The organism is Candidatus Tisiphia endosymbiont of Mystacides longicornis (genome assembly GCF_964031095.1).
Taxonomy (GTDB): domain Bacteria; phylum Pseudomonadota; class Alphaproteobacteria; order Rickettsiales; family Rickettsiaceae; genus Tisiphia.
The window spans coordinates 908,629-929,602 of record NZ_OZ035004.1 but is presented as its reverse complement, the minus strand read 5'-3'; the positions used below and the strand labels follow the sequence as shown (position 1 = coordinate 929,602).

18 protein-coding genes and 1 pseudogene are annotated in these 20,974 nt (G+C 33.8%); 6 read left to right on the top strand and 13 right to left on the bottom strand.

Annotated elements, in window-relative coordinates; all coding sequences use genetic code 11:
- Positions 1–113 precede the first annotated feature (113 nt).
- The 3 genes from ACQH6S_RS04725 to ACQH6S_RS04715 are packed head-to-tail and all read right to left on the bottom strand — an operon-like array spanning position 114 to position 4,042.
- The gene (locus tag ACQH6S_RS04725) at positions 114–3,149 is read right to left on the bottom strand and encodes an efflux RND transporter permease subunit (protein WP_425364371.1); all 3,036 of its coding nucleotides are present in this window, start codon (positions 3,147–3,149) and stop codon (positions 114–116) included.
- Between the two features lie 11 nt (positions 3,150–3,160).
- Positions 3,161–3,820: an amino acid ABC transporter permease gene (locus ACQH6S_RS04720; protein WP_425360645.1), complete on the bottom strand. Its 660-nt coding sequence runs from the start codon at positions 3,818–3,820 to the stop codon at positions 3,161–3,163.
- Positions 3,821–4,042 carry a palindromic element RPE2 domain-containing protein gene (locus ACQH6S_RS04715; protein WP_425360646.1) on the bottom strand — a complete coding sequence of 74 codons (222 nt, stop codon included), beginning with the start codon at positions 4,040–4,042 and terminating at the stop codon, positions 3,821–3,823. It abuts the gene before it with no gap.
- A gap of 184 nt (positions 4,043–4,226) precedes the next feature.
- Here ACQH6S_RS04715 and ACQH6S_RS04710 point away from each other — a divergent pair, with 184 nt between their 5' ends.
- A complete protein-coding gene (locus ACQH6S_RS04710) occupies positions 4,227–5,483 on the top strand; it encodes a patatin-like phospholipase family protein (RefSeq protein WP_425364370.1) in 1,257 nt (418 codons plus the stop codon).
- 357 nt (positions 5,484–5,840) lie between these two features.
- Here ACQH6S_RS04710 and ACQH6S_RS04705 read toward each other — a convergent pair whose 3' ends face one another.
- The 3 genes from ACQH6S_RS04705 to uvrA form a co-directional block, all read right to left on the bottom strand.
- A complete protein-coding gene (locus ACQH6S_RS04705; RefSeq protein WP_425360649.1) occupies positions 5,841–6,389 on the bottom strand; it encodes a GNAT family N-acetyltransferase in 549 nt (182 codons plus the stop codon).
- 15 nt (positions 6,390–6,404) lie between these two features.
- A complete protein-coding gene (locus ACQH6S_RS04700; protein ID WP_425360650.1) occupies positions 6,405–7,238 on the bottom strand; it encodes a 7-cyano-7-deazaguanine synthase in 834 nt (277 codons plus the stop codon).
- Positions 7,239–7,529: 291 nt separating this feature from the next.
- Complete coding sequence (gene uvrA / locus ACQH6S_RS04695) at positions 7,530–10,388, bottom strand: excinuclease ABC subunit UvrA (RefSeq protein ID WP_425360861.1); 2,859 nt, start codon at positions 10,386–10,388, stop codon at positions 7,530–7,532.
- A gap of 106 nt (positions 10,389–10,494) precedes the next feature.
- Here uvrA and ssb point away from each other — a divergent pair, with 106 nt between their 5' ends.
- From ssb to ACQH6S_RS04675, 4 genes and pseudogenes are all read left to right on the top strand, one after another.
- The gene (ssb, locus tag ACQH6S_RS04690) at positions 10,495–10,938 is read left to right on the top strand and encodes a single-stranded DNA-binding protein (protein ID WP_094649241.1); all 444 of its coding nucleotides are present in this window, start codon (positions 10,495–10,497) and stop codon (positions 10,936–10,938) included.
- Positions 10,922–11,748, top strand: a pseudogene (locus ACQH6S_RS04685) (alpha/beta hydrolase). The gene ssb and the pseudogene ACQH6S_RS04685 overlap by 17 nt, the downstream one beginning before the upstream one ends.
- Positions 11,749–12,658: 910 nt before the next feature.
- On the top strand, positions 12,659–14,473 hold the full coding sequence (gene aspS / locus ACQH6S_RS04680) for an aspartate--tRNA ligase (protein ID WP_425360651.1): 1,815 nt from the start codon (positions 12,659–12,661) through the stop codon (positions 14,471–14,473).
- Between the two features lie 12 nt (positions 14,474–14,485).
- Positions 14,486–15,763 (top strand): MFS transporter, encoded by a 1,278-nt coding sequence (locus tag ACQH6S_RS04675; protein ID WP_425360652.1) that lies wholly within the window; start codon positions 14,486–14,488, stop codon positions 15,761–15,763.
- 11 nt (positions 15,764–15,774) lie between these two features.
- Here the strand turns inward: ACQH6S_RS04675 and ACQH6S_RS04670 are convergent, their stop codons facing one another.
- From ACQH6S_RS04670 to ACQH6S_RS04660, 3 genes are all read right to left on the bottom strand, one after another.
- On the bottom strand, positions 15,775–16,173 hold the full coding sequence (locus ACQH6S_RS04670) for an MliC family protein (RefSeq protein WP_425360653.1): 399 nt from the start codon (positions 16,171–16,173) through the stop codon (positions 15,775–15,777).
- A gap of 102 nt (positions 16,174–16,275) precedes the next feature.
- Complete coding sequence (locus ACQH6S_RS04665; RefSeq protein ID WP_094649490.1) at positions 16,276–16,689, bottom strand: DedA family protein; 414 nt, start codon at positions 16,687–16,689, stop codon at positions 16,276–16,278.
- Positions 16,690–16,894: 205 nt separating this feature from the next.
- Positions 16,895–17,839: an Rpn family recombination-promoting nuclease/putative transposase gene (locus ACQH6S_RS04660; RefSeq protein ID WP_425360655.1), complete on the bottom strand. Its 945-nt coding sequence runs from the start codon at positions 17,837–17,839 to the stop codon at positions 16,895–16,897.
- Between the two features lie 130 nt (positions 17,840–17,969).
- On the opposite strand from ACQH6S_RS04660, the gene ACQH6S_RS04655 reads away from it, so the two are divergent.
- On the top strand, positions 17,970–19,247 hold the full coding sequence (locus ACQH6S_RS04655) for an MFS transporter (RefSeq protein ID WP_375333304.1): 1,278 nt from the start codon (positions 17,970–17,972) through the stop codon (positions 19,245–19,247).
- Between the two features lie 62 nt (positions 19,248–19,309).
- Here the strand turns inward: ACQH6S_RS04655 and ACQH6S_RS04650 are convergent, their stop codons facing one another.
- The 4 genes from ACQH6S_RS04650 to ACQH6S_RS04635 all read right to left on the bottom strand — a co-directional run bounded on the left by ACQH6S_RS04650 (position 19,310) and on the right by ACQH6S_RS04635 (position 20,959).
- Entirely contained in the window at positions 19,310–19,615 is a 306-nt protein-coding gene (locus tag ACQH6S_RS04650) for a helix-turn-helix domain-containing protein (RefSeq protein ID WP_239832795.1), read from the bottom strand.
- 9 nt (positions 19,616–19,624) lie between these two features.
- Positions 19,625–19,969 carry a type II toxin-antitoxin system RelE/ParE family toxin gene (locus ACQH6S_RS04645; RefSeq protein ID WP_425360656.1) on the bottom strand — a complete coding sequence of 115 codons (345 nt, stop codon included), beginning with the start codon at positions 19,967–19,969 and terminating at the stop codon, positions 19,625–19,627.
- A 421-nt stretch (positions 19,970–20,390) separates the two neighbouring features.
- Positions 20,391–20,681 (bottom strand): type II toxin-antitoxin system RelE/ParE family toxin, encoded by a 291-nt coding sequence (locus ACQH6S_RS04640; RefSeq protein ID WP_425360657.1) that lies wholly within the window; start codon positions 20,679–20,681, stop codon positions 20,391–20,393.
- Positions 20,681–20,959, bottom strand: coding sequence for a CopG family ribbon-helix-helix protein (locus tag ACQH6S_RS04635; protein WP_425360658.1), 279 nt, complete (start codon positions 20,957–20,959; stop codon positions 20,681–20,683). The genes ACQH6S_RS04640 and ACQH6S_RS04635 overlap by 1 nt, the downstream gene beginning before the upstream one ends.
- Positions 20,960–20,974 lie beyond the last annotated feature (15 nt).

Here is a 20,974-nt window from a genome sequence, read left to right as displayed (position 1 = left end):
GCAACCTACTATTTATAAGCTCTGCAAAAAACTTGTTTTCTACTTTATTTTCTTAAACTGACGCCTATGCCCTCACAATGAACATCTGTGAATTTGCTGTAACACTAATTGGGTTAGCTATATTTAATCTCCCTTTTAAAACTTTGATATAAAACTGGAATAACAAATATAGTAAATAGAGTACCAATAGTCATACCACCCACTATTACTAAACCAATAGACTTTTGAGCTTCGGCTCCTGCTCCTGAGGCGATAACTAATGATACTGCCCCAAAAATGGTTGCTAAAGTAGTCATTAGAATTGGTCTAAGCCTTAAGCTAGAAGCTTTAGTTACAGCTTCTCTAATATTTAATCCTTGGCTTCTTAAGTTATTAGTAAATTCTACGATCATAATAGAATTTTTTGTGATCAAACCAATTAAAGTGAGCAAGCCAATACCACTATACATATTAAACGTATTACCAAATATCCAGAGTGCTAATACGCCACCAGTAAATGAAAATGGTACAGCAATAAGGATTAATATCGGATCAGTAAAACTTTCAAATTGTGCTGAAAGCACTAAGTAAATAAACAATAAAGCAAATAAGAACGTAGTAGTCATAGTACCTTCTGATTCAGCCTTTTGCTTAATTTCGCCAATATATTCTAGAATAGTGGTATTATTATCCAATAATTCATTAGCTATGTTATTCACTTGCTTTATTGCATCGGTAATTTTTTGGTTTGGGGCTAAATCTGCCGAGATGGTTACTGATCTAGCATTATTATAATGATTATAAAATTTGATAGATACTTTCTCAACTATATTAGCCACGACATTTAATGGTAATAAATTATTAGTTGGTTTATTGGTTGGTATCAGTATCTTACTAAAGTGATCGATATTACTACGATGTTTTAAATTATACTGCATAGTTATATCATACAATTCATTGCCCATTCTAAAATCACCAAGCTGCTTTCCTGCTAGCAAATATTGCAATGTTAACCCTATATTTTCTAAACTCACACCATAAAGGTAAGCTTTATCTCGGTTAACAATTACGTCAATGATCGGAGAGAAATCTACATTACTATAAACATTCATATTCATAAAAGCTGGTTTTTTCTTCATAGCCTCCACGAATTTCTCTGATATTTGAACTAATTGCTCATATTCAAGCGAGGATTGCAAAGTAAATTCCACAGCATGTCCAGCATTACCACTAATTAATGAACGGTGTGGTCTTGCAAAAGCCGATATTCCAGTTATTTGTTGAAATTGCTTATTAAGTAAGTTTATTATAGTTGTTTGTGACATTGACCTTACCTTCCAGTCTTTAAGAGGCACAAAACCATGACTACCTTCTGGATACGTCATCATCAAATAACCTAATATATCTTTGTAAGAACTAAGTATTTTCTCAACTTCTATTACTGCTTTTTCTGATTGTTCACTATTAGAGCCTTGAGGACTAGAGAAGGAAATCTGCACTAAACCATCATCTTCCTGAGGGATAAACACCTTTGGGACAAAGATAAAACTAACGACCAGCGCCACTAAAGATAGGGCAATAATAAGTGAGAATTGCTTTTTATGATCAAAAGCAAGATTTAAATAGACCAAATACTTGCTTTGGACTAATTTAATAAACTGGTCAAATTTAATTAAAAACCCTAAGGAAGGTTGATCATTTTTGCCAATCATGCGACTTGCCATCATTGGCGTCAAAGTTAAAGCAACAAAACCAGAAACTAACACACAGAATGCTAAGGTCCAAGCAAATTCAATGAATAACTTGCCCATAAATCCATCAATAAAACCTATTGGTAAGAATACTGAGGCAAGTGTTATAGTCATTGCTATAATAGCAAAACCAATTTCCTTAGATGCCAGAGTGGCAGATTCCATAGCAGAATGCCCCATCTCATTGTATCTAAAAATATTTTCCAACATTACTATTGCATCATCTACCACCAAACCAATAGCCAATATCATTGCTAAAAGGGTAAATATGTTAATAGAAAACCCTAAATAATACATGAAAATAAATGTACCAATCAACGATACAGGAATAGTTACAAGTGGTATCAAAGTGATTTTTGCTGATGCCAGGAATAAATATACTACTATTATAACTAAAATTAATGCTTCAAAGATCGTGAAGAATACTGATTTGACTGAGGCATTAACTGGAATTGACGCATCATAAGCTATATCAATTGTTATATTTTTAGGTAGATTATTTTTAATTTTATCTAGTGACGACCTAACTTCTTTAGATAAATCAAGAAAGTTTGCCTTTGATTGTTTTTTTACTGTAAGTGCTACCGAGCTTTTGCCGTTATATCTAAAAGTTACATCATCTTCTAGAGAAGCTAAATATATTTTAGCAATATCTTGTAACCTTAATATACTAGTATCGTTCACTTTTAATATAATTTGTTCAAACTGTTCCGGTTTACTTAAAGAACCATCTAATCTTATATCAAAATCACGACTGGCGGTTTTAATAGTTCCCGCCGGATAAGAAATAGTTTGTTTTTTTATAGCATTTTCAATTTCCAACACCGACATTTTATGCTGATATAATTTTACCGGATCTGGCTCTATCCGCATAGAATAATCTTTACCATGTACTTTAACTTCACCTATTGTTTCAAGCTTATCTAAAACGCTTTTCACACTCTCTTGAACAATTTTAGTTAATTGTAAATCACTATATACATCACTACTAACAGTTAAGATCAAATCAACAAACTTATTTCCATCTTGCTTACTAACACGAGGTGCTTGCATATCTTTTGGCAATATACGACTTATCGCAGCAATTTTAGACCGAACATCGTTTAAGGATACTTCGATATTAGCCGATGATAAAAATGTTAAAAAGATATAGCTACTACCTGTCGCACTTTGGGAAGTGATAGAATCAAGATTTTTTATAGTTTTTAGAACTTTTTCAATACGAGTGGTAATTTCTTTTTCCATATAAAGAGCATCCGCCCCAGGATAATCTGCATGTACTGTTATTACAGGAAAAGAGATATCGGGAATCCCCCTAATTTGCAGTTTAGTAAAAAATACAGCTCCTAAAATAACAATTACTAGGCTCAGAACTGTTGCAAATACTGGACGCTTGATGCATATTTCACTTAAATACATATAAACAAATCTTATTCAATACCAATTGTTAATTTTTTCTCAAGAATTTTGGCTAAGTTACTAATAATTATTACCATAACATAATAACAAAGCCCTGCTATTAACAAAGGCGTAAAATAAGTATAATGTTCCTGTGATACTAGCTGAGCTCTCCGCATTAAATCCATTCCACCGATCATTGATATAATCGATGATTCTTTGATGAGGTTAATAAGCTCATTAACCAGTGAAGGTAAAATATTTCTTATAGCTTGCGGTAAGATGATATCTTTGATCATTAATCTTTCAGGTATGCCTAACGCCTTAGCCGCTTCAATCTGCCCCTTGTCAACAGCATTCATTCCAGCTCTAATTATTTCCGAAACATACGCCCCTGAATTTAATGAGAAAGCTATGGTACCTGCAGCGAATACTCCAAGCTTAATACCAATTACCCCAGGCAAACCAAAATAAATTATGCTAAGTTGGATAAGTAGTGGTGTACCACGAAAAATTGATGTATAAAAATTAGCAAATAACCTTAAGGCATGACTTTTGCTTACCTTACAAATTGCTAGTAAAGTACCGATAATCAATCCAAATAACACTGAAACTAAGCTATATTTCAGTGTTACTACCATCCCTTCTATAATATATAATATAGAAGAGAAATCAAGTAATTGCTCAAACATCTAATATTTCCAACTGTCGGTACAACTAATCCATTCCTTAGTATTACCTATCCGTTCATCTGCTAATTTATAGTCAATTGATGAGAAGTTGGTGACGTCGTCACTCGTCGCTCGTCTATTACTTATAGACGTCGCTCCATCGCTCCTGCTACCCAATTCTCTTGAATTGACTATAGCTAATATTTTCTCATCTAAAGACACTAATAATCGTTTAGCTACCACAAGATCACTCCAATTTATTTATTATTATTATTTAATTGTACCACATTTGTAACTCGATAATCAAATTTTTTGCAGAGTTTTGTCAATTTGTTTTATTTATCATTATAAATTCATTTGCTATAATGTAAACTTTATAATAATTTAAAATTAGTGAAAAATTTTAAATTAAGCTATAGAGATTACGATGAGTAAAAGATTAAACGAAAAAAATACAATTCTTTGTATTTCAGGTGGTGGAGTAAAAGGAATAGCTGCATTAGTTATCCTTGCAAAAATAGAAGAGATTACAGGGCTACCTATATCTAAATTATTTAACATTATTTCTGGTACTAGCGTTGGTGGGTTAATTGCTGCGTTGTTAACGCTCCCTAAAGAACAAGGGTCGAAAGAGCCTCGTTATTCAGCCAAAGAAGCGTTAGAATTATTTGAGAATAGTGCTGCTGAAATCTTCCCTAAAAGTTGCTTTAACTGTGGAATAATAAAACACAAATATAGCCCCGAACCTTTGGAAGAAATGTTGGAAAAACATTTAGGGGACAATAGATTAATCGATACTCTCTGTCGTCTTATTATACCAGTTGCTGATTTGAACGAGGGAAGAGATAGTATCAAGGTCTTTGATAGCAAGGATAAGCATAGCACACATGTTAGAACAAAGTATGTACTTCTTGCAACTACTGCAGCACCGACCTATTTTCCAGTAGTTGCTAATAGTGAAGCTGTACGCGATTATGACTACGCTGCTGGCACGCCTTATGCTTTGGCTGATGGTGGTCTTGGGGCTAATCGCCCAGCTGCTATAGTGCTACAGATACTTAAAGAAGGTCATACTTATCATGAACAAGCAGATATTTTACAGCGTACCACAATTTGTTCTATCAATTTTGTTGTAGATGACAAGGTAAAAGCTCAGATACCGTCAGCTAATTTTGATGGAGTATTAGGGTGGTTGCTTAATGGCTTAGTTGATATGATTATGAAAAATGATGAAGAAGGTGATGCAACTGAGGTTAGGTTAGATTTAACAGGTGAAGGGCAAAATACAGAAATAATGCTGCCTATTACCAAAGAATGTAAAAATTTAGATGATGCTAGTGAAAGTAATATAACAAAATTAAAGCTAATCGCTGAACAATATTTAGCAAATAATTCTAAATTGATGCAAGATCTATGTGACAGATTAGTGGCTAATTACAAAGCTAATCTTGAAGAGGATGAAGGTTTAAATGCAGATTCAAACGCAATGGTAGATGATAAAATTAATGACGAAGGATATGGAAGTGGTGCTATAGTCAATTCAGGGGAATTTGGGGCTAGGAACGATGGAGCGACGAGTGCCAACGTCAGCAACTTTTCATCAATTGACTATATCTCATTTCCCTATGCTCAAGAAATGATGGAACTTGAAGGGGTAGAGACCGACTATATCTCCCAACATTAATCTGATAGTTATGCATTAAGCTATTTTATAGTCAATTCAGGAGAATTTGGGGCTAGTACTACAGTTGTAGTTTAGATGTGAGCATTCACGATTTTTTTGCTATTTTTTTGTGATGAATAAAAAAAACTGATCACCAAGCGTCATTGCGAGGAGACCGTAAGGTCAACGAAGCAATCCATTTCTAATCACTTTCCTTGATTGCTTCGTCGGTCTGGCAACCTCCTCGCAATGACATCTTATACTTTAACCTTTTTTCCGTGAACACTCACATTCAATCTACAACTGTAGTACTAGGAACGATGGAGCAACGCCTATAAGTAATAGGCGAGCGACAAGTGACAACGCCCCAACTTCTCATCAATTGACTATAGCATAAATATAATAATCTCTATGTATTCCTTGCACAATCTCATATTTTTTGAGCAATCCCTCTTTAACAAAATTACATCGTTCCAAAACCTTAATTGAGCGAGTATTGTCAGTTATAACAGTTGCTTGGGTGCGAACAATTCCAGCATATTCGATAAACCTTAAAATAGCTTTGATAGATTTCAGCATAATTCCTTTACCCCAAAATTCCGGATCAAGATCGTAACTTATTTCTGCTTTGAGATGCATTGCAGAAACACTATTAAACCCAACAGTCCCTATAAGTTTATTAGTATCTTTGAGGGAAATAGCCCAGTAAAATCCCCGATGATTATGAAATAAGCTGAACCAATATCTTATCTCATCAGTAGCTTGAGCCGTGTCCGATGGACAATTTTGTTCGGTCAGGAATGGTAGCATTTCTGGCTTATTCATATAGGTAAAATAGTTTTCGGAATCATCACTAGTTAATTCCCTAAGCACTATATTACCTAGGTCTAATACAGGAAATTGATGATATATAGAGTGGTTCAGCATATGTTAAAAAATAATTTATTTTTTATAATTAGTGGGGTCAGTTACGTTATTCTCTTCAAAGGCTTTAAGTCTAGTTAAGCATGAAAGACATGTGCCACAAGATAGCCCATCATCTGATGGATCATAACAAGAAATCGTTTTGGAATAATCTACCCCTAATTCTAGACCGGCCTTGATAATTTCTCCCTTTGACATATTTATTAAGGGAGCATGAATGGTAATTTGTTTACCTGAAACTCCTACAGCAGTTGCCAGATTTGCCAGATTATTAAAAGCTGCTAAATATTCCAGACGGCAATCTGGATAATTAGCGGAATCAGTTGCATGCATCCCTATAAAAATATCAAAAGCTCCTATTATTTCACTAAATCCTAAAGCATAACTTAAAAATATGGTGTTACGTGCTGGTACATAAGTAACTGGTATACTCTTCTGCTTTGAAGAATTGGTTTCGCAAAACTTCGGGGTATTCGCGTACTCACGTACTAAGTGTACGCTCCGCTCGCTCACCCCTTGTTTTACGTTCCAATTCTCCAAATCATTTGAGTATATAATCTGCTGCTTTGAGTATAGATCATTCTGTAATTCACTATGATCTTTATATTTTGGTACGTCTATGGCATTGTCAGTAAGAGCTGATCCGCCAAAGTTACGTAAATCAATATTTACAATTTTATGCTGTTTGATGTTATAGTTGTTAACTAATTGCTTAACCTTCTCCAGTTCAACATTATTGCGTTGAGAATAGTTGAAACTTATGGCATAAATTTCGTAATTCATTTTTTCCATCATGGCTAGTACGGTAGCTGAATCTGCACCACCACTAACTAAAGCTACTGCCTTTTTCATAATAATCTGCATCCGTTTATCATTAATATATATAGCTAATCCGATTAGCACTACTCTGCCTATTAGCGAGCCGTAGTATCACTCGACTAAGCACTTGCAAGTTATCATTCCCACTTCCCTTTGCCCTTCCCGCTTCCCATTGTCATTCCCGCGTAGGCAGGAATCTGGATACCTGCCTACGCAGGTATGACAAAACAGCATTGCTTCATCGCTACTAAGTGGCTTCTCGTAATGACCTATTGGACTTCTATATCTTTGAGTATATAGCAAAATTTTTTTCCACTAAGCTAATTATAGATAATTTTTTAAATATTTTCCAGTATGGCTCTCACTGCAAGCCGCAATATCCTTCGGAGTTCCAGTAACTACTATGCTACCACCTTTATCCCCTCCCTCAGGACCAACATCTATAACGTAATCCGCTGTTTTTACAACATCTAGGTTATGCTCAATAACTACCACCGTATTACCCATGTCAACTAATTTATGTAATACTTTAAGCAATTTATTAATATCATCTATGTGTAAACCTGTTGTTGGTTCATCAAGTATGTATAAAGTTTTACCAGTTGAGCGTTTTGATAATTCCTTAGCTAATTTTATCCTTTGTGCTTCACCCCCAGACAAAGTAGTAGCCGATTGACCAATTTTTATATAACCAAGTCCTACCTCATTTAAAGTAACCAGTTTTTCGTAAATTAATGGTACTTTCTCAAAAAAGCTCATAGCATCTTCAACTGTCATCCTAAGAACATCAGATATAGACTTATCCTTATATTTAATTTCAAGAGTCTCTCTGTTATATCTATCGCCATTACACACATCACATTTTACATAAATATCAGGTAAAAAATGCATTTCTATTTTAATCAGACCATCACCTTGACATGATTCGCATCTTCCACCTTTAACATTGAATGAAAACCTACCAACTTTATAACCCCGAGTTTTTGCAGTTGGTAATTCAGCAAACCAGTCTCTAATATGGGTAAATGCCCCTGTATAAGTTGCTGGGTTTGATCTTGGTGTACGACCTATTGGCGACTGATTGATATCAATAACCTTATCAATATATTCAAGACCAGTAATTGATTTATATTCTCCCGGAAAGACTTTTGAAGATGGTTCTAAAAACTTTAAAGCGGCTTTATATAAAGTATGAATTATTAAGCTTGACTTTCCTCCACCGGATACACCGGTTATTGCTGTAAAACTACCCAAAGGGATCGTAATATTAACATTTTGTAAATTATTAGACACAGCTCCAGTTAAGGCTATTACCTTACCGGAAGAGGGTATTCGAGTATTTGCTGGTACTTCAATAAATTGTTTACCACTTAAATAGCTGCCAGTTATGCTATTTGCACATTGTTTAATTTCCTCAATTGTTCCTCGGGCTACTATATGTCCACCATGAATACCGGCACCTGGTCCAACATCAATAATGTGATCCGATTCATACATTGTTTCTTCATCATGCTCAACAACCAGCACTGTATTACCAAGGTCTCGAAGATTTTTGAGAGTTTCTATTAAGCGAGCATTATCACGCTGATGTAAACCAATTGACGGCTCGTCAAGTACATATAACACCCCACTAAGTCCTGAACCAATTTGTGACGCTAAACGAATACGCTGGCTTTCTCCACCAGATAAAGTACCTGACCCTCTAGACAAAGCAAGATATTCAAGACCAACATTCATAAGAAATTGTAACCTTTCCTTGATTTCCTTTAATATACGCTCGGCAATAGCTACTTGTCTTTTATTAAGCTGTTGGTCTAATTGATTAAACCATTTTTGTAGTTGTAAAATACTCAAGGCAGATACTTGTCCTATATGCATATCAGCAATTTTAATACAAAGAGACTCTGTCTTTAATCTATAACCTTCACAAGCTGTACATTTGTGTTCTGCTTTGTATTTTAATAATTCTTCTTTTACTAAAGAGGAATCAGTCTTACGCTCTTTTTCTTGTAAGCTAGGTATTATTCCGGCAAAAGGCTGCTGAATAATCTGAGATTTAGAACCATCATGATATTGAAAATCTATAACTTCATCACCAGACCCATGGAGCAATATTTGCTGTATCGTATTTGATAATTCTGTAAAGGGCGTGTCTAATGAAAATTTGTAATGAGTTGCTAAGGCTTTTAATGTTTCTAAAAAGAACTTTGAGGATATTTTACCCCAGGGGGCTATAGCTCCATCCTTAATACTAACTCTGCTATCGGGAATAATTAAGTCTTTATCAAGAAATAATTCTTTGCCAAGACCTTCACATTTAGGACAAGCACCAAATGGGCTATTAAAGGAAAAAATTCTTGGTTCTATCTCAGTAATCTGGAAACCAGAAACTGGACAAGAATATTTTTCTGAAAAAATGATTCTCGAGCCTTTAGTAAGGGTGGTATCTACTCCGTTTGGTAAATCAACAATCTCGACATATACTATACCATCTGCCAATTTAAGAGCTATTTCCAAACTATCTGCAAGTCTATTGCCTAAATCACCTTCTAGAGAAATCCTATCAACAATTACTTCAATATTATGTTTTTTATTTTTGTCAAATTTTGGCAGATTATCAATCTCATAAATTTCATTGTTAATTACCAATCTGCCAAAACCCTGTTTTCTAAGATCAAGAATTTCACGTCTAAACTCACCCTTCTGTCCTCGGACAATCGGAGCTAAAATGTATAATTTACTTGCTTTAGGAAAGGCAAGAATGGCATCTATCATCTCTGATATAGTCTGATTCTTGATAGGTAGACCTGTTGCTGGAGAATATGGGACTCCTACTCTTGCATATAGTAATCTCAAATAATCATAAATCTCAGTTATCGTACCCACTGTAGAGCGTGGATTTTTAGATGTAGTTTTTTGATCAATAGCTATTGCCGGCGACAAACCAGAGACTGACTCAACATCAGGCTTATCCTGAAGATGTAAGAATTGTCTAGCATAAGAAGACAGGCTTTCAACATATCTACGTTGCCCTTCAGCATAAATAGTATCAAAGGCTAATGAAGACTTACCAGAACCACTAAGCCCAGTAATTACCACAAACTTATTTCTAGGAATATCAACATTTATATTTTTTAAATTATGCTCCTTAGCACCACGAACTTTAATATATTCTTGCATAATAATTTGTTATAAATTTTTAAGGAACTTTCAAAAAACTTGTAGCATTATAGGTCGTTTTGGATTACTATTGCAATAATAAATTTTTAAATAAATTAGGTAATGATTTGTGGCTGGTAGTTTAAATAAAGCAATATTAATAGGTAATTTAGGACGTGATCCAGAAATTAGGCATACGGCTGACGGTAAAGAGATAGCAAGTTTTAGTGTTGCTACTTCTGAGACATGGAAAGATCGTACTACTGGAGAGAAGAAAGAAAAAACCGAATGGCATAGAGTAGTAGTATTTAGTGAAGGTTTGGTATCTGTTGTAAAGAATTATGCCAAAAAAGGAACTAGAGTTTACTTAGAAGGTATTTTACAAACTAGAAAATGGGTAGATAACCTTGGGCATGAAAAATATACGACAGAAATAGTGCTGCAGAATTTTAACTCACAATTTATATTGTTAGATTCTAAAGGTGTTGGCATTCAAACATCAGATACTGTTGTACCCAAAAATACGGTTACTAACTTTGACCATAGCGATCTAGATGATGAAATACCTTTCTAGAGTTGCGATAGTTTCTTTATCTCTGGCTCTTTCTTCTTGTGTTTCGTCTATAGAAACAAGGGTTGAGGAAGCAGAAAAACTAGCATCAATAAACAGGTTTGAGAAAAAACTTGTTAAGGCTGGGGATTTTGTCATTACAACTTACCAACATATCTCGGATAAAGATAGCCCTTATGTATTTTATATTGAGGGTGATGGAAGTATTGGACGTTATGCCGTCGCTAGCAACCCAACTCCTTCCAAGATTATGTTGTTTAAGCTTGCTACTCTTGATACTAGACCTAATGTAGTTTATATAGCTCGTCCATGCCAATATACACCAGTAGAGCTTAATCCTAATTGTAATCAAGTCTATTGGACAGACAAAAGAATGGCTGAAGAGGTTATAGAATCAACAAACATAGTATAAATAATGATAAGCCAGCTAGTTTAGTTGGTTTCTCTGGTGGGGGAGGTGTTGCTATCTTGGTGGCAGCAAGAAATAAACATATTAAGGATATAATAACTGTAGCCGGTAATCTTGATATTAAAAATTTTAGTGAACATCATAGAGTATATGCATTAAAGAAATCATTAAATCCCATAGATTATGCCATAAAAATCAATAATATCCCACAATTACATATTTCAGGAAGCAAGGATAAAATAGTACCTAGCAGTATTATGCATGACTATATAAAAGCTAGTTCTTCAAATTGTATACAGCAAAAGATTTTTCCTAATATTACTCATACCAAAGGTTGGGATAAGGTGTGGCAGAATGTGCTGAAAATTAATCTTACCTGCAAATATAATAGACCTCTTGCATAGCTTATAAACGCAAAATTTGTCATTCCCGCGTAGGTACATAGGCCACAACTGTTGAAAGTTAGAAGGTAAAGCGGGTTTTAGATAGGTTTTCTGTCATTGCGAGACCACGCAAGTAGGTCGTGGCAATCCATCTTTGGTTACTTTTATGGATTGCTTCGTCGACCTAAGGTCTTTCTCGCTAATAGACGTTGACCACATACGATTTTTAAACTATCCGGTCTAAAACCGCTTCCTCTTCTAACTTTCAACAGTTGTGGTACATAGGCGTCAGCTTAAGAAAATAAGTCGTCATTACGAGCCACCGTAGGTGGCGTGGCAATCCATCTTTGGTTACTTTTGTGGATTGCTTCGTCGACCTAAGGTCTCCTCGCAATCTGATATATCCCCACGAAATTGTTGCAAAATAGCAAGAATTGATAGAATATCATCATTATTTAATGATGATGGAGATAGTAGGTTATGGATGTAAAAACAGTATTAAATGATTTCGCATTGTACTCTTGGGAAATTTATTATTGAATTTAATTATTTGCATGCCATAAAACCATTGGTAGAACCCCTTGCATCTATTATAAAGACGGAGCTTTGTCATGCTTAATTTCGTGGGGATATATCAGCTCGCAATGACGGTTTTTCAATTATTGTTTTCTTAAACTAACGCTTATGTGAGTAGGCGGGAATCTAGACCCCGCACCAAAGCAGGGGTGACACTAAGTTGTAATTTGTCATTCCAGCCCATTTTGCAAAAAAAACTTGATTTCAAGTATTAGTGTAGTTGATTTTTATGATATATTATTATATAGGAAGGATGGAATTTAATAAAAAGCCTATTGCCTAATGTGGATATATTTTATATATCTATATACTTAGATCGCTTGGGTATAGAAACAGAATAAATATGTTGAGTAAAATGCATAAATATAGAACGCATAATTGTAATGAATTGCGATTGAGTGATGTCGGAAAAAGAGTAAAATTATCTGGCTGGGTACATAGAAGAAGGGATCATGGTAATTTGGTATTTATTGATCTTAGGGATCATTTTGGTATCAGCCAATTAGTATTTACTGATCAAGACCCAAGTTTAATGGATGCTGCTAGTCGGTTAAGGTATGAATCGGTTATAACTATTGTTGGTGAAGTAGTAGCAAGGCTTGATGACACAATAAATGATTCATTAACGACCGGTAAAATTGAAATATTGGTAAGTGAGTTTATAATTGAGTCTAATGCCGAAGCTTTACCATTATTGGTGAATTCTGAACAAATTTCTCCCGAAGAAACTAGGCTAAAATATCGTTTCCTAGATCTTAGGCGTGAAAAGTTGCATAATAACATTATGCTAAGATCGCAAATTATTGCTCATCTACGTCAGATTATGACGCAGGGTGGTTTTACTGAATTTCAAACACCAATCTTAACTGCCAGTTCACCAGAAGGGGCTAGGGACTTCTTAGTACCCAGCCGATTACACCCTGGGAAATTTTATGCTTTACCGCAAGCTCCTCAGCAATTCAAACAATTGCTTATGGTATCAGGATTTGATCGTTATTTTCAGATAGCTCCTTGTTTTAGAGATGAGGATGCAAGAGCTGATAGATCGCCAGGTGAATTTTATCAATTGGATATAGAAATGTCTTTTGTTACGCAGGAAGATATATTTAATACTATTGAACCGGTGATGTATGAAATATTTAGCAAATTTTCTGATAAGACAGTATCAAATACCCCTTTTGTCCAGATTCCATATGAAGAAGCAATGTTAAAATATGGTACTGATAAGCCAGACCTTAGAAATCCGCTAATCATTGCCGATGTTACCGAATTATTTAGAGAGTCTAATTTTACTATCTTTAAAGAAAATATAAAAAATGGCTATGTTGTAAGAGCGGTACCAGCTCCTAAAACTTCTACTTTACCGAGAAGCTTCTTTGACAAAATGGCAGAATTTGCAATTTCCGAGGGGGCAAGTGGGCTTGGTTACATCCAGTTTCTAGAAGATGGACAAGTTAAAGGACCTATTGTTAAATTTTTAACAGAGGAGCAACTATTAAATTTAAAGTCTTTAGCAAATCTACAAAATGGTGACACTGTCTTCTTTACCTGTGATAAAGTTGATAAAGCCTCTAAACTTGCTGGTAAGATTCGAACTAAATTAGGCGATGATTTAGCTTTACTTAAAAAAGATTGTTTTGAGTTTTGTTGGATAATAGATTTTCCATTTTATGAATTAAATGACCAAACTAAAAAAATAGATTTTAGCCATAATCCATTTTCTATGCCCCAAGGTGGTATGGAGATATTAGAGTCAGCTAAAACAGTAGATGATCTACTTGCCATTAAAGCATATCAATATGATATTGTTTGTAATGGTATTGAATTATCTAGTGGAGCAATTAGAAATCATAAACCGGAAATAATGTATAAAGCTTTTGAGATTGCTGGATACCCTCCAGAAATTGTTGATAAAAGATTTGGCGGAATGATCAGAGCGTTTAAATTTGGTGCTCCGCCACATGGTGGAATAGCCCCTGGCATAGATAGAATCGTTATGTTATTAACCGATTCAACCAATATTAGAGAGGTGATAGCTTTCCCACTAAATCAACAGGCGGAAGATTTATTGATGAATGCTCCTGATTATATTGATGAAAAAGCTTTAAAGGAGCTTAATATTAACTTATCACCTTCAGTCAGAAATAAATTACTAGCTGAAGGAGCTTAAATAAGATGAGAAGTGAAAGAAAAAACAAAAAATAAAATTATAGGAGCATTCCTAGGAACAATAGTTGAATATTACGACTATAGTTTATACGGTTTTTCTGCTGGAATTATTGCTGTTAAATTTTTTCCAAATACTGATTATATAACTAGTCTAATAAATACTTTTGCTGTTTATGCGATGGCATATCTCTCAAAACCTATTGGTTCGCTAATTTTTGGACGTATAGGGGATATTTATGGGCGTAAGACGGCGTTAACTATTACTATAATAGGAATTGTGATACCTACTATGATTATAGGATGTTTGCCAGACTACTCGTCTATTGGGGTTTGGAGTACGGTAATTCTGGTTTTGTGTCGTATTATACAAGGTATTTTTGTAGCTGGAGAATATGACGGAGCAGCTATTTACGTTATCGAACATTTAGGAGAGAAATATCGATATACCGCTTCGGCGATAACTCGTTGTACTGGAGTTTTAGGCTTATTACTAGGAATTGGGGCAAGCAATTTTTTTAGTTCCCATATTTTTCCAGATTGGGGTTGGCGTATTCCTTTCTTAATTAGTTTACCTTTAGCTTTAGTTACTCTATATTTCCGTCGTAAATTAGATGAAACACCGGAATTTAAGAAAAATCAAGCAAATGGAATAAGGGTTCAAAGCCTAGCTACTTTAGTTAACAAACAGTGGCGGATTATTTTGATGGTAGTATTTCTTGCTGGTGGATTTGGTGTGACTTATCAACTATCCATTATGTTTATGAAACAATATTTGCCTATGATTCTACCACAAACTAGTTTCATTATGAGTGTTTTTTCAGTTCTGATAACTGTGTGTTTTGCAATTGCTATGCCTATTTCTGGCTTATTTGCTGATCGATTTAATCAAATGATAGTGTTTAAGATCAGTCTATTTGGTACACTTGTAGCTAGTTTATTATTTATTATTTCGGTTAATTATCAAATGGTTAATTTGGCTTTAGGTTCTTGTTTAATGCTTGCATGTTTTGTTGCCCCTTTCAATGCTCTTGCCCATGGTACTATGATAAAAGCTTTTGCTGTTAATGATCGCTACCGGGCAATAAGTCTTGGTCATACTATGGGGGCAATGTTGATGTCTGGCAGTGCAAATTATGTATGTCTAGTATTAATGAGATATCTAAACTTTAAATTATTCCCCATGATATATCTTATTTTCTTTGTGATATTAGCCTATTTGATGGTAAAGCGTTTTGAGAAAGATTATAAAAGAAAAATCAAATTACAGCCTGATATTAGCATACAGCTATAAACTCAGTTATATTATTCTATTTCATCACAAAATACTGTACTATCAGTGTTTATATTACGGAGTATAGCTGTTTTATTTTTTGTATGCCATTCATATTGATTTGCCCCATATAGTACTCCACTAGCTGATACCCTACCAGTAAAAATTAAAATTTGATTTTCTTCTGCAATTGGAATAATCGCTAAAGTATTAGCTCCCTTATTCAAATACCGTATATTTATTTTCCTTCCATCTATACAGCTATAATTTACATTCTCAACTTGTAAATTCCCATTCCCAGGAATAATTAAATTTTCTTGATCTTTATAACTTTTGCAAGAAACAAGAATTATAAATATAATTACTAAAAAAATAGTAATTATTATCAGATTATTTTGAAATAGTTCTAAACTAGTTTTATTTATTTTCATAATTTTACCTTGTTTTTCTGTTATACTCGATAATCAAGTTTTTTGCAGAGCTTATAACTGAGGCTAAATACTAATCGGATTTATAACGTCACCAACTTCTCATCAACTGACTATATAATAACATAATTTTATAACACCACTAATAGCTAAAACCCTTATAAAATTTATTTTAGTAAAGCCGGCAATTAAAGGAATGAATTTTCCCCATAATGGTATGAATATAAGCCATAATATCAATATGTTATATTTAAAAAAAAACTGAGATAATAATTGCTGGTTAGTATGAATCTGGGTATTTTTAGAAAAATAAAAAATTCTCCATAACATTATACCAAAAAAATAATTTATACTAGTAGCAACTAATGAAGCAATAGTTGCTACCACCACTATTATTAAATTATTATAAACACCAAACATTTTCATAGAATGAACAATTAGTTCACTATCTAAACTTATAACTAAATTACCTACTAAACTATCGGTAAATAATAACGAATAGGCTTCAAACTGCTCCATAATTCAAACTAGTCTCAGCAATTATAAATTCAAAAATGACAGAGCCTAACAATTCGAGGGTCAGTCATTTTACTCTCTCGATTTGCTCTGCCTTATGTTTAAGTAGCATAGTTTTTGCTATAGCTTTCATTGCTTCGGTTTTACCTTCGACTCTACCTTTGGCTTCAGTCGCTACTAAAGTAATGCCTTGCTAATAAGTGCCAGTTTACTGTACTTTCAGTAATTCATTGATTTTAGTAATAGATAGTCCAGTAATTCTCGCTATTTCTTCAATAGAGCTACCATTATTTATCATCATTTTTATTAATTTAGCTTCTCCGATTCTAATACCATCCTGTACTCCGATTTTAATACCATCTTGCACTCCGATTTGAATCCCTTCTTCTTTCCATACTTGAGCTATACTAGGCATAAGTTCTTCTCCTTTTTCTTTAGTTAAACTATTTTTTAATATTTTTTCTAACTCTATTTTATCACTTTGCTCAATAAAGGTCAAAGTATAGCTCAATAGATTTCTTATGTGGTCATGACCTATTGTTATTTTACTCAATTTAGGCAAGAGATGAGAAATTTCCTGCCATCTTTTCAGTAATTGACGTTCGTGGATGTGTTTGAGGAAAAATAACAAAATCCCAGACCATACTTTTTTCTTTAGCTCCTCATCGGGGATATCATGTACGTTAATAAGCTGACAATCATTTGTCCAAAAGCCTCTGGCTAAATCTGGATGGCTAAATAAATTCCATATATTGAGCGATGCGTTATATTTCTTCTTGCCATTATAAAGTATTAGGGGATAAATTAATGGAAGACGTTTAGCTTTAGGATTAGTAGTTAAATATCGATCACAAATATTAATCATATATTTAAATAACCTAAACGCCATCATTTTATCAACAGTACTTTGATGTTCCAATAGCAAAAAAATATAGCCATCCTGATCATTAAACTTAACAGAAAATAATACATCTGAAATAGTTTCAGAAAGGTCTGGTTCAATAAAACTATCTTTTTCTAATTTTAAAGATGTATTATCGATTAAAGCCAACACATCCTTCGGCAAATGAGTTGCCAAAAATTCTTTAGCAACTATTGGATTCTCCATAGATTTGCGAAAAATTTCGTCATGCTTTGGTTTGTCTGGAGTCATAATACCATTTCCCTATTAATTACTTTAGTTATTTCCTACAACCTCCTAGTTTATAAAGGTTTGACAAAATACTATTTAATACTATAATTTAACACCTTAAAATACAACGTTATTATAATTTAAATTTTTTATGAATACAGCTCTATCCTTGAAAAAACCATTTTTATTATGGTCTCTTGCCAGCATGTTTTTTGCCTTTCAATTTATATTAAGACTTTCGACTGGAATTCTTAGAGAAGAAATTATGCAAAAATTTGCCATTGATACCATAGCATTTGGTACAGTTGCTGGATATTATTATTTAGGTTATGCAGGGATGCAAATACCAATTGGCATAATGCTCGATAAATTTAACTTTAGAATTGTTACATTCATATCTATCTTGGTTACTTCTCTTGGTACTTTAACTTTTGTTGCCAGCGAAAATTTCAATTATTTACTCATTGGTAGATTTATGATTGGAGCTGGTTCTGCTGTTGGGTTTTTATCAGTAGCTAAAATTACTAGAAGCTGTTTTCCAGCTAAATACCACTCCGTAATGCTAGGGCTTTCTTTTACTTTTGGCTTAATTGGAGCAGTATTTGCTATTACTCCAATGAAACTATTATTCACCCATTTTGGTTATGACGTAACTTTTAATAGTTTAGCTGCCATCGGATTTATTATTGGACTAATGATTTTATTGATAAAAAATGATGATGTAAGTAGCAATTCTACTACTACTCTAGATTCCGAATTATCGATATTGAAACTCTTATTAAACCCTACTATTCTGTTAATCGGGATTTTTGGTGGTTTAATGGTAGGAGCATTGGAAGGTTTTGCTGATGTATGGGCTATTCCATTTTTCAAACAAATTTATCAAATGAATGATATGGATAGTAACTTAGCTACCTCATTTGTTTATATAGGGATGTGTCTTGGCGGTCCAATACTTGCTCTTATTGCTAATTTAGTAAAATCATCTGATGCTATAATAACTATCACTGGATTACTGACAATAGTAATTTTTATCATTCTATTATATTGTCCTTCATTAAATTTCTTTACTAGTAGTTCTTTAATGTTTTTATTAGGAATTTTTTGTTGTTATCAGGTTCTAATCTTTACCATTGTCAGTAACCTTGTTACGGAGAAATCTATTGGACTTGCCGTTGCGATAGTCAACTGTATCAACATGTCTTTTGGGCATTTCTTTCACAAAATTATGAGTTATTTAATCTCTTATAATTGGGACGGCTTACTGAGTGAATCTGGCACTCCTATTTATAGTCACTATGATTTTATTGTGGCAATTTCTATAGTTCCCATTTGTTGTCTTATCGGAATTATCGGCTTTTGCTGTTTGTCTAAAAAGTCAAATAAAATATCAATCAAGGGATTTGTGGAAGAACCTGTTTCAGCCTAACAAACGTCATTGCGAAGAGGCACAAGCCGACGAAGTTGATCCAGGAAATTAGTACAAATAATTTAACCTCTTAAAACTTGTTTTACAATTTCAGGTTCCTTTTGAATAATCTTAAGAAGTACCTTTGCTGCCCCAGTTGGTGATCTACGCCCTTGTTCCCAATTACGTAGTGTTGCAATGCTAATTCCAAATGCTGCAGCAAATTGTTTCTGAGTTAGTTTGAGGTGATCTCTTGCCTCATATACATCAATATTTGGTAATGAAATATTGTGTTTTTTTGCTTTTAGCCGACCTTTAGAATATAGGATCGCTTCTTGCATTCCAGCTAGAATACTTTTTTCAGTTCGATTAAATTCTTTTGTACTCATATTTTTTTCCTAATTATATAATTTTATTAAAGTCTTACTCAGGTTTTTTAATTCGTTACAAGTATCCTGACTAATATTCTCCATTTTGCTTTTTATAAAACCAGTTATTAAAAAGACCGGCATATTTTCATTATGATAAAAATAAATTATTCTCATTCCTCCAATTTTACCTTTATTGTTAGTTAGAGCAAATCTTAATTTTCTAATACCACCAGTACCTCTTATTATATTTCCCTGATTAGGATTCGCTGCTATATAGTTAATAATTTCCATACATTCTTTTTCACTCAAGTAATCCTTAGCAAATTTTTGAAATTCTGGAAGTTCAACAATTGAAATAAGTTTTGTATCCATAAAATACACGATATGCCATTGGCATACTTATGTCAAGAGCTAAGTAAGGGAACTGTAAATATTTCTGCAAAGATTTCGCACAAGGCTGTATTTTAATATCTATGTGGGTATAGCCTCATCGGCGTAATCTGTACGAACACGCATAAGCGTCAGCAATTAAGAAAACAATAATTGAGAAACCGTCATTGCGAGGAGACCGTAAGGTCACGAAGCAATCAAGAAAAGTGATTAGAAATCGATTGCCACGCCACCTACGGTGGCTCGCTAATAGACGACTTTTCTACTTTATTTTCTTGCTGACGCCTATAAGTAATAGGCGAGCATTAGAGTGACGACGTCACCAACTTCTCATCAATTGACTATAAATCGTAGGTAGCTTCCTAGAATGGCACAACTGTCGAACATTGGTATTTCTTTTTTATTATTTAAATTCTATTTCCTTAGCATGTCTGATATGAACTACATAAATAGTATCATCATATATTCGATATCGTAGTATGTAACCTGATAAGCCAAATCGAATATATAAATCCCTATAATCTATTAGATTAGTCACAGGTTTACCTATTAAAGGAAATTCTATAAGTTCGATAACTGCTTTCTTTATTACTTCTGCCACTCTCTTTGCAGCATTAGGATTATTTTTATCAATGAATTTTCTTAGCCGTACCAAATCTGTAATTGCCGATTCCAACCATACTAATCTTTCCATTAAGGTCTTTCCTCTTCTTTATCACTTCCCCATCTATCAAGCCACTCAGTTATTTTGTCATTTCCTAAAAATTTACCTTCTTGCATTTCTTGCCAACGCTTTATAGTCTCTTGTTTTAATTGTTCCTCATGTTCCTCTAATTTAAGATAATTAGTAATTGCCTCCTTCATCAGCCAGTGTGTTGAACGTTGCTTAATTTTACCAAGTACTTGCAACCTCTTCTTAATTTGCGGGGCAATTTTAACGCTTACTACAATATTCTCATCAGCTCTTTTCATACGAATTCTCCTTTA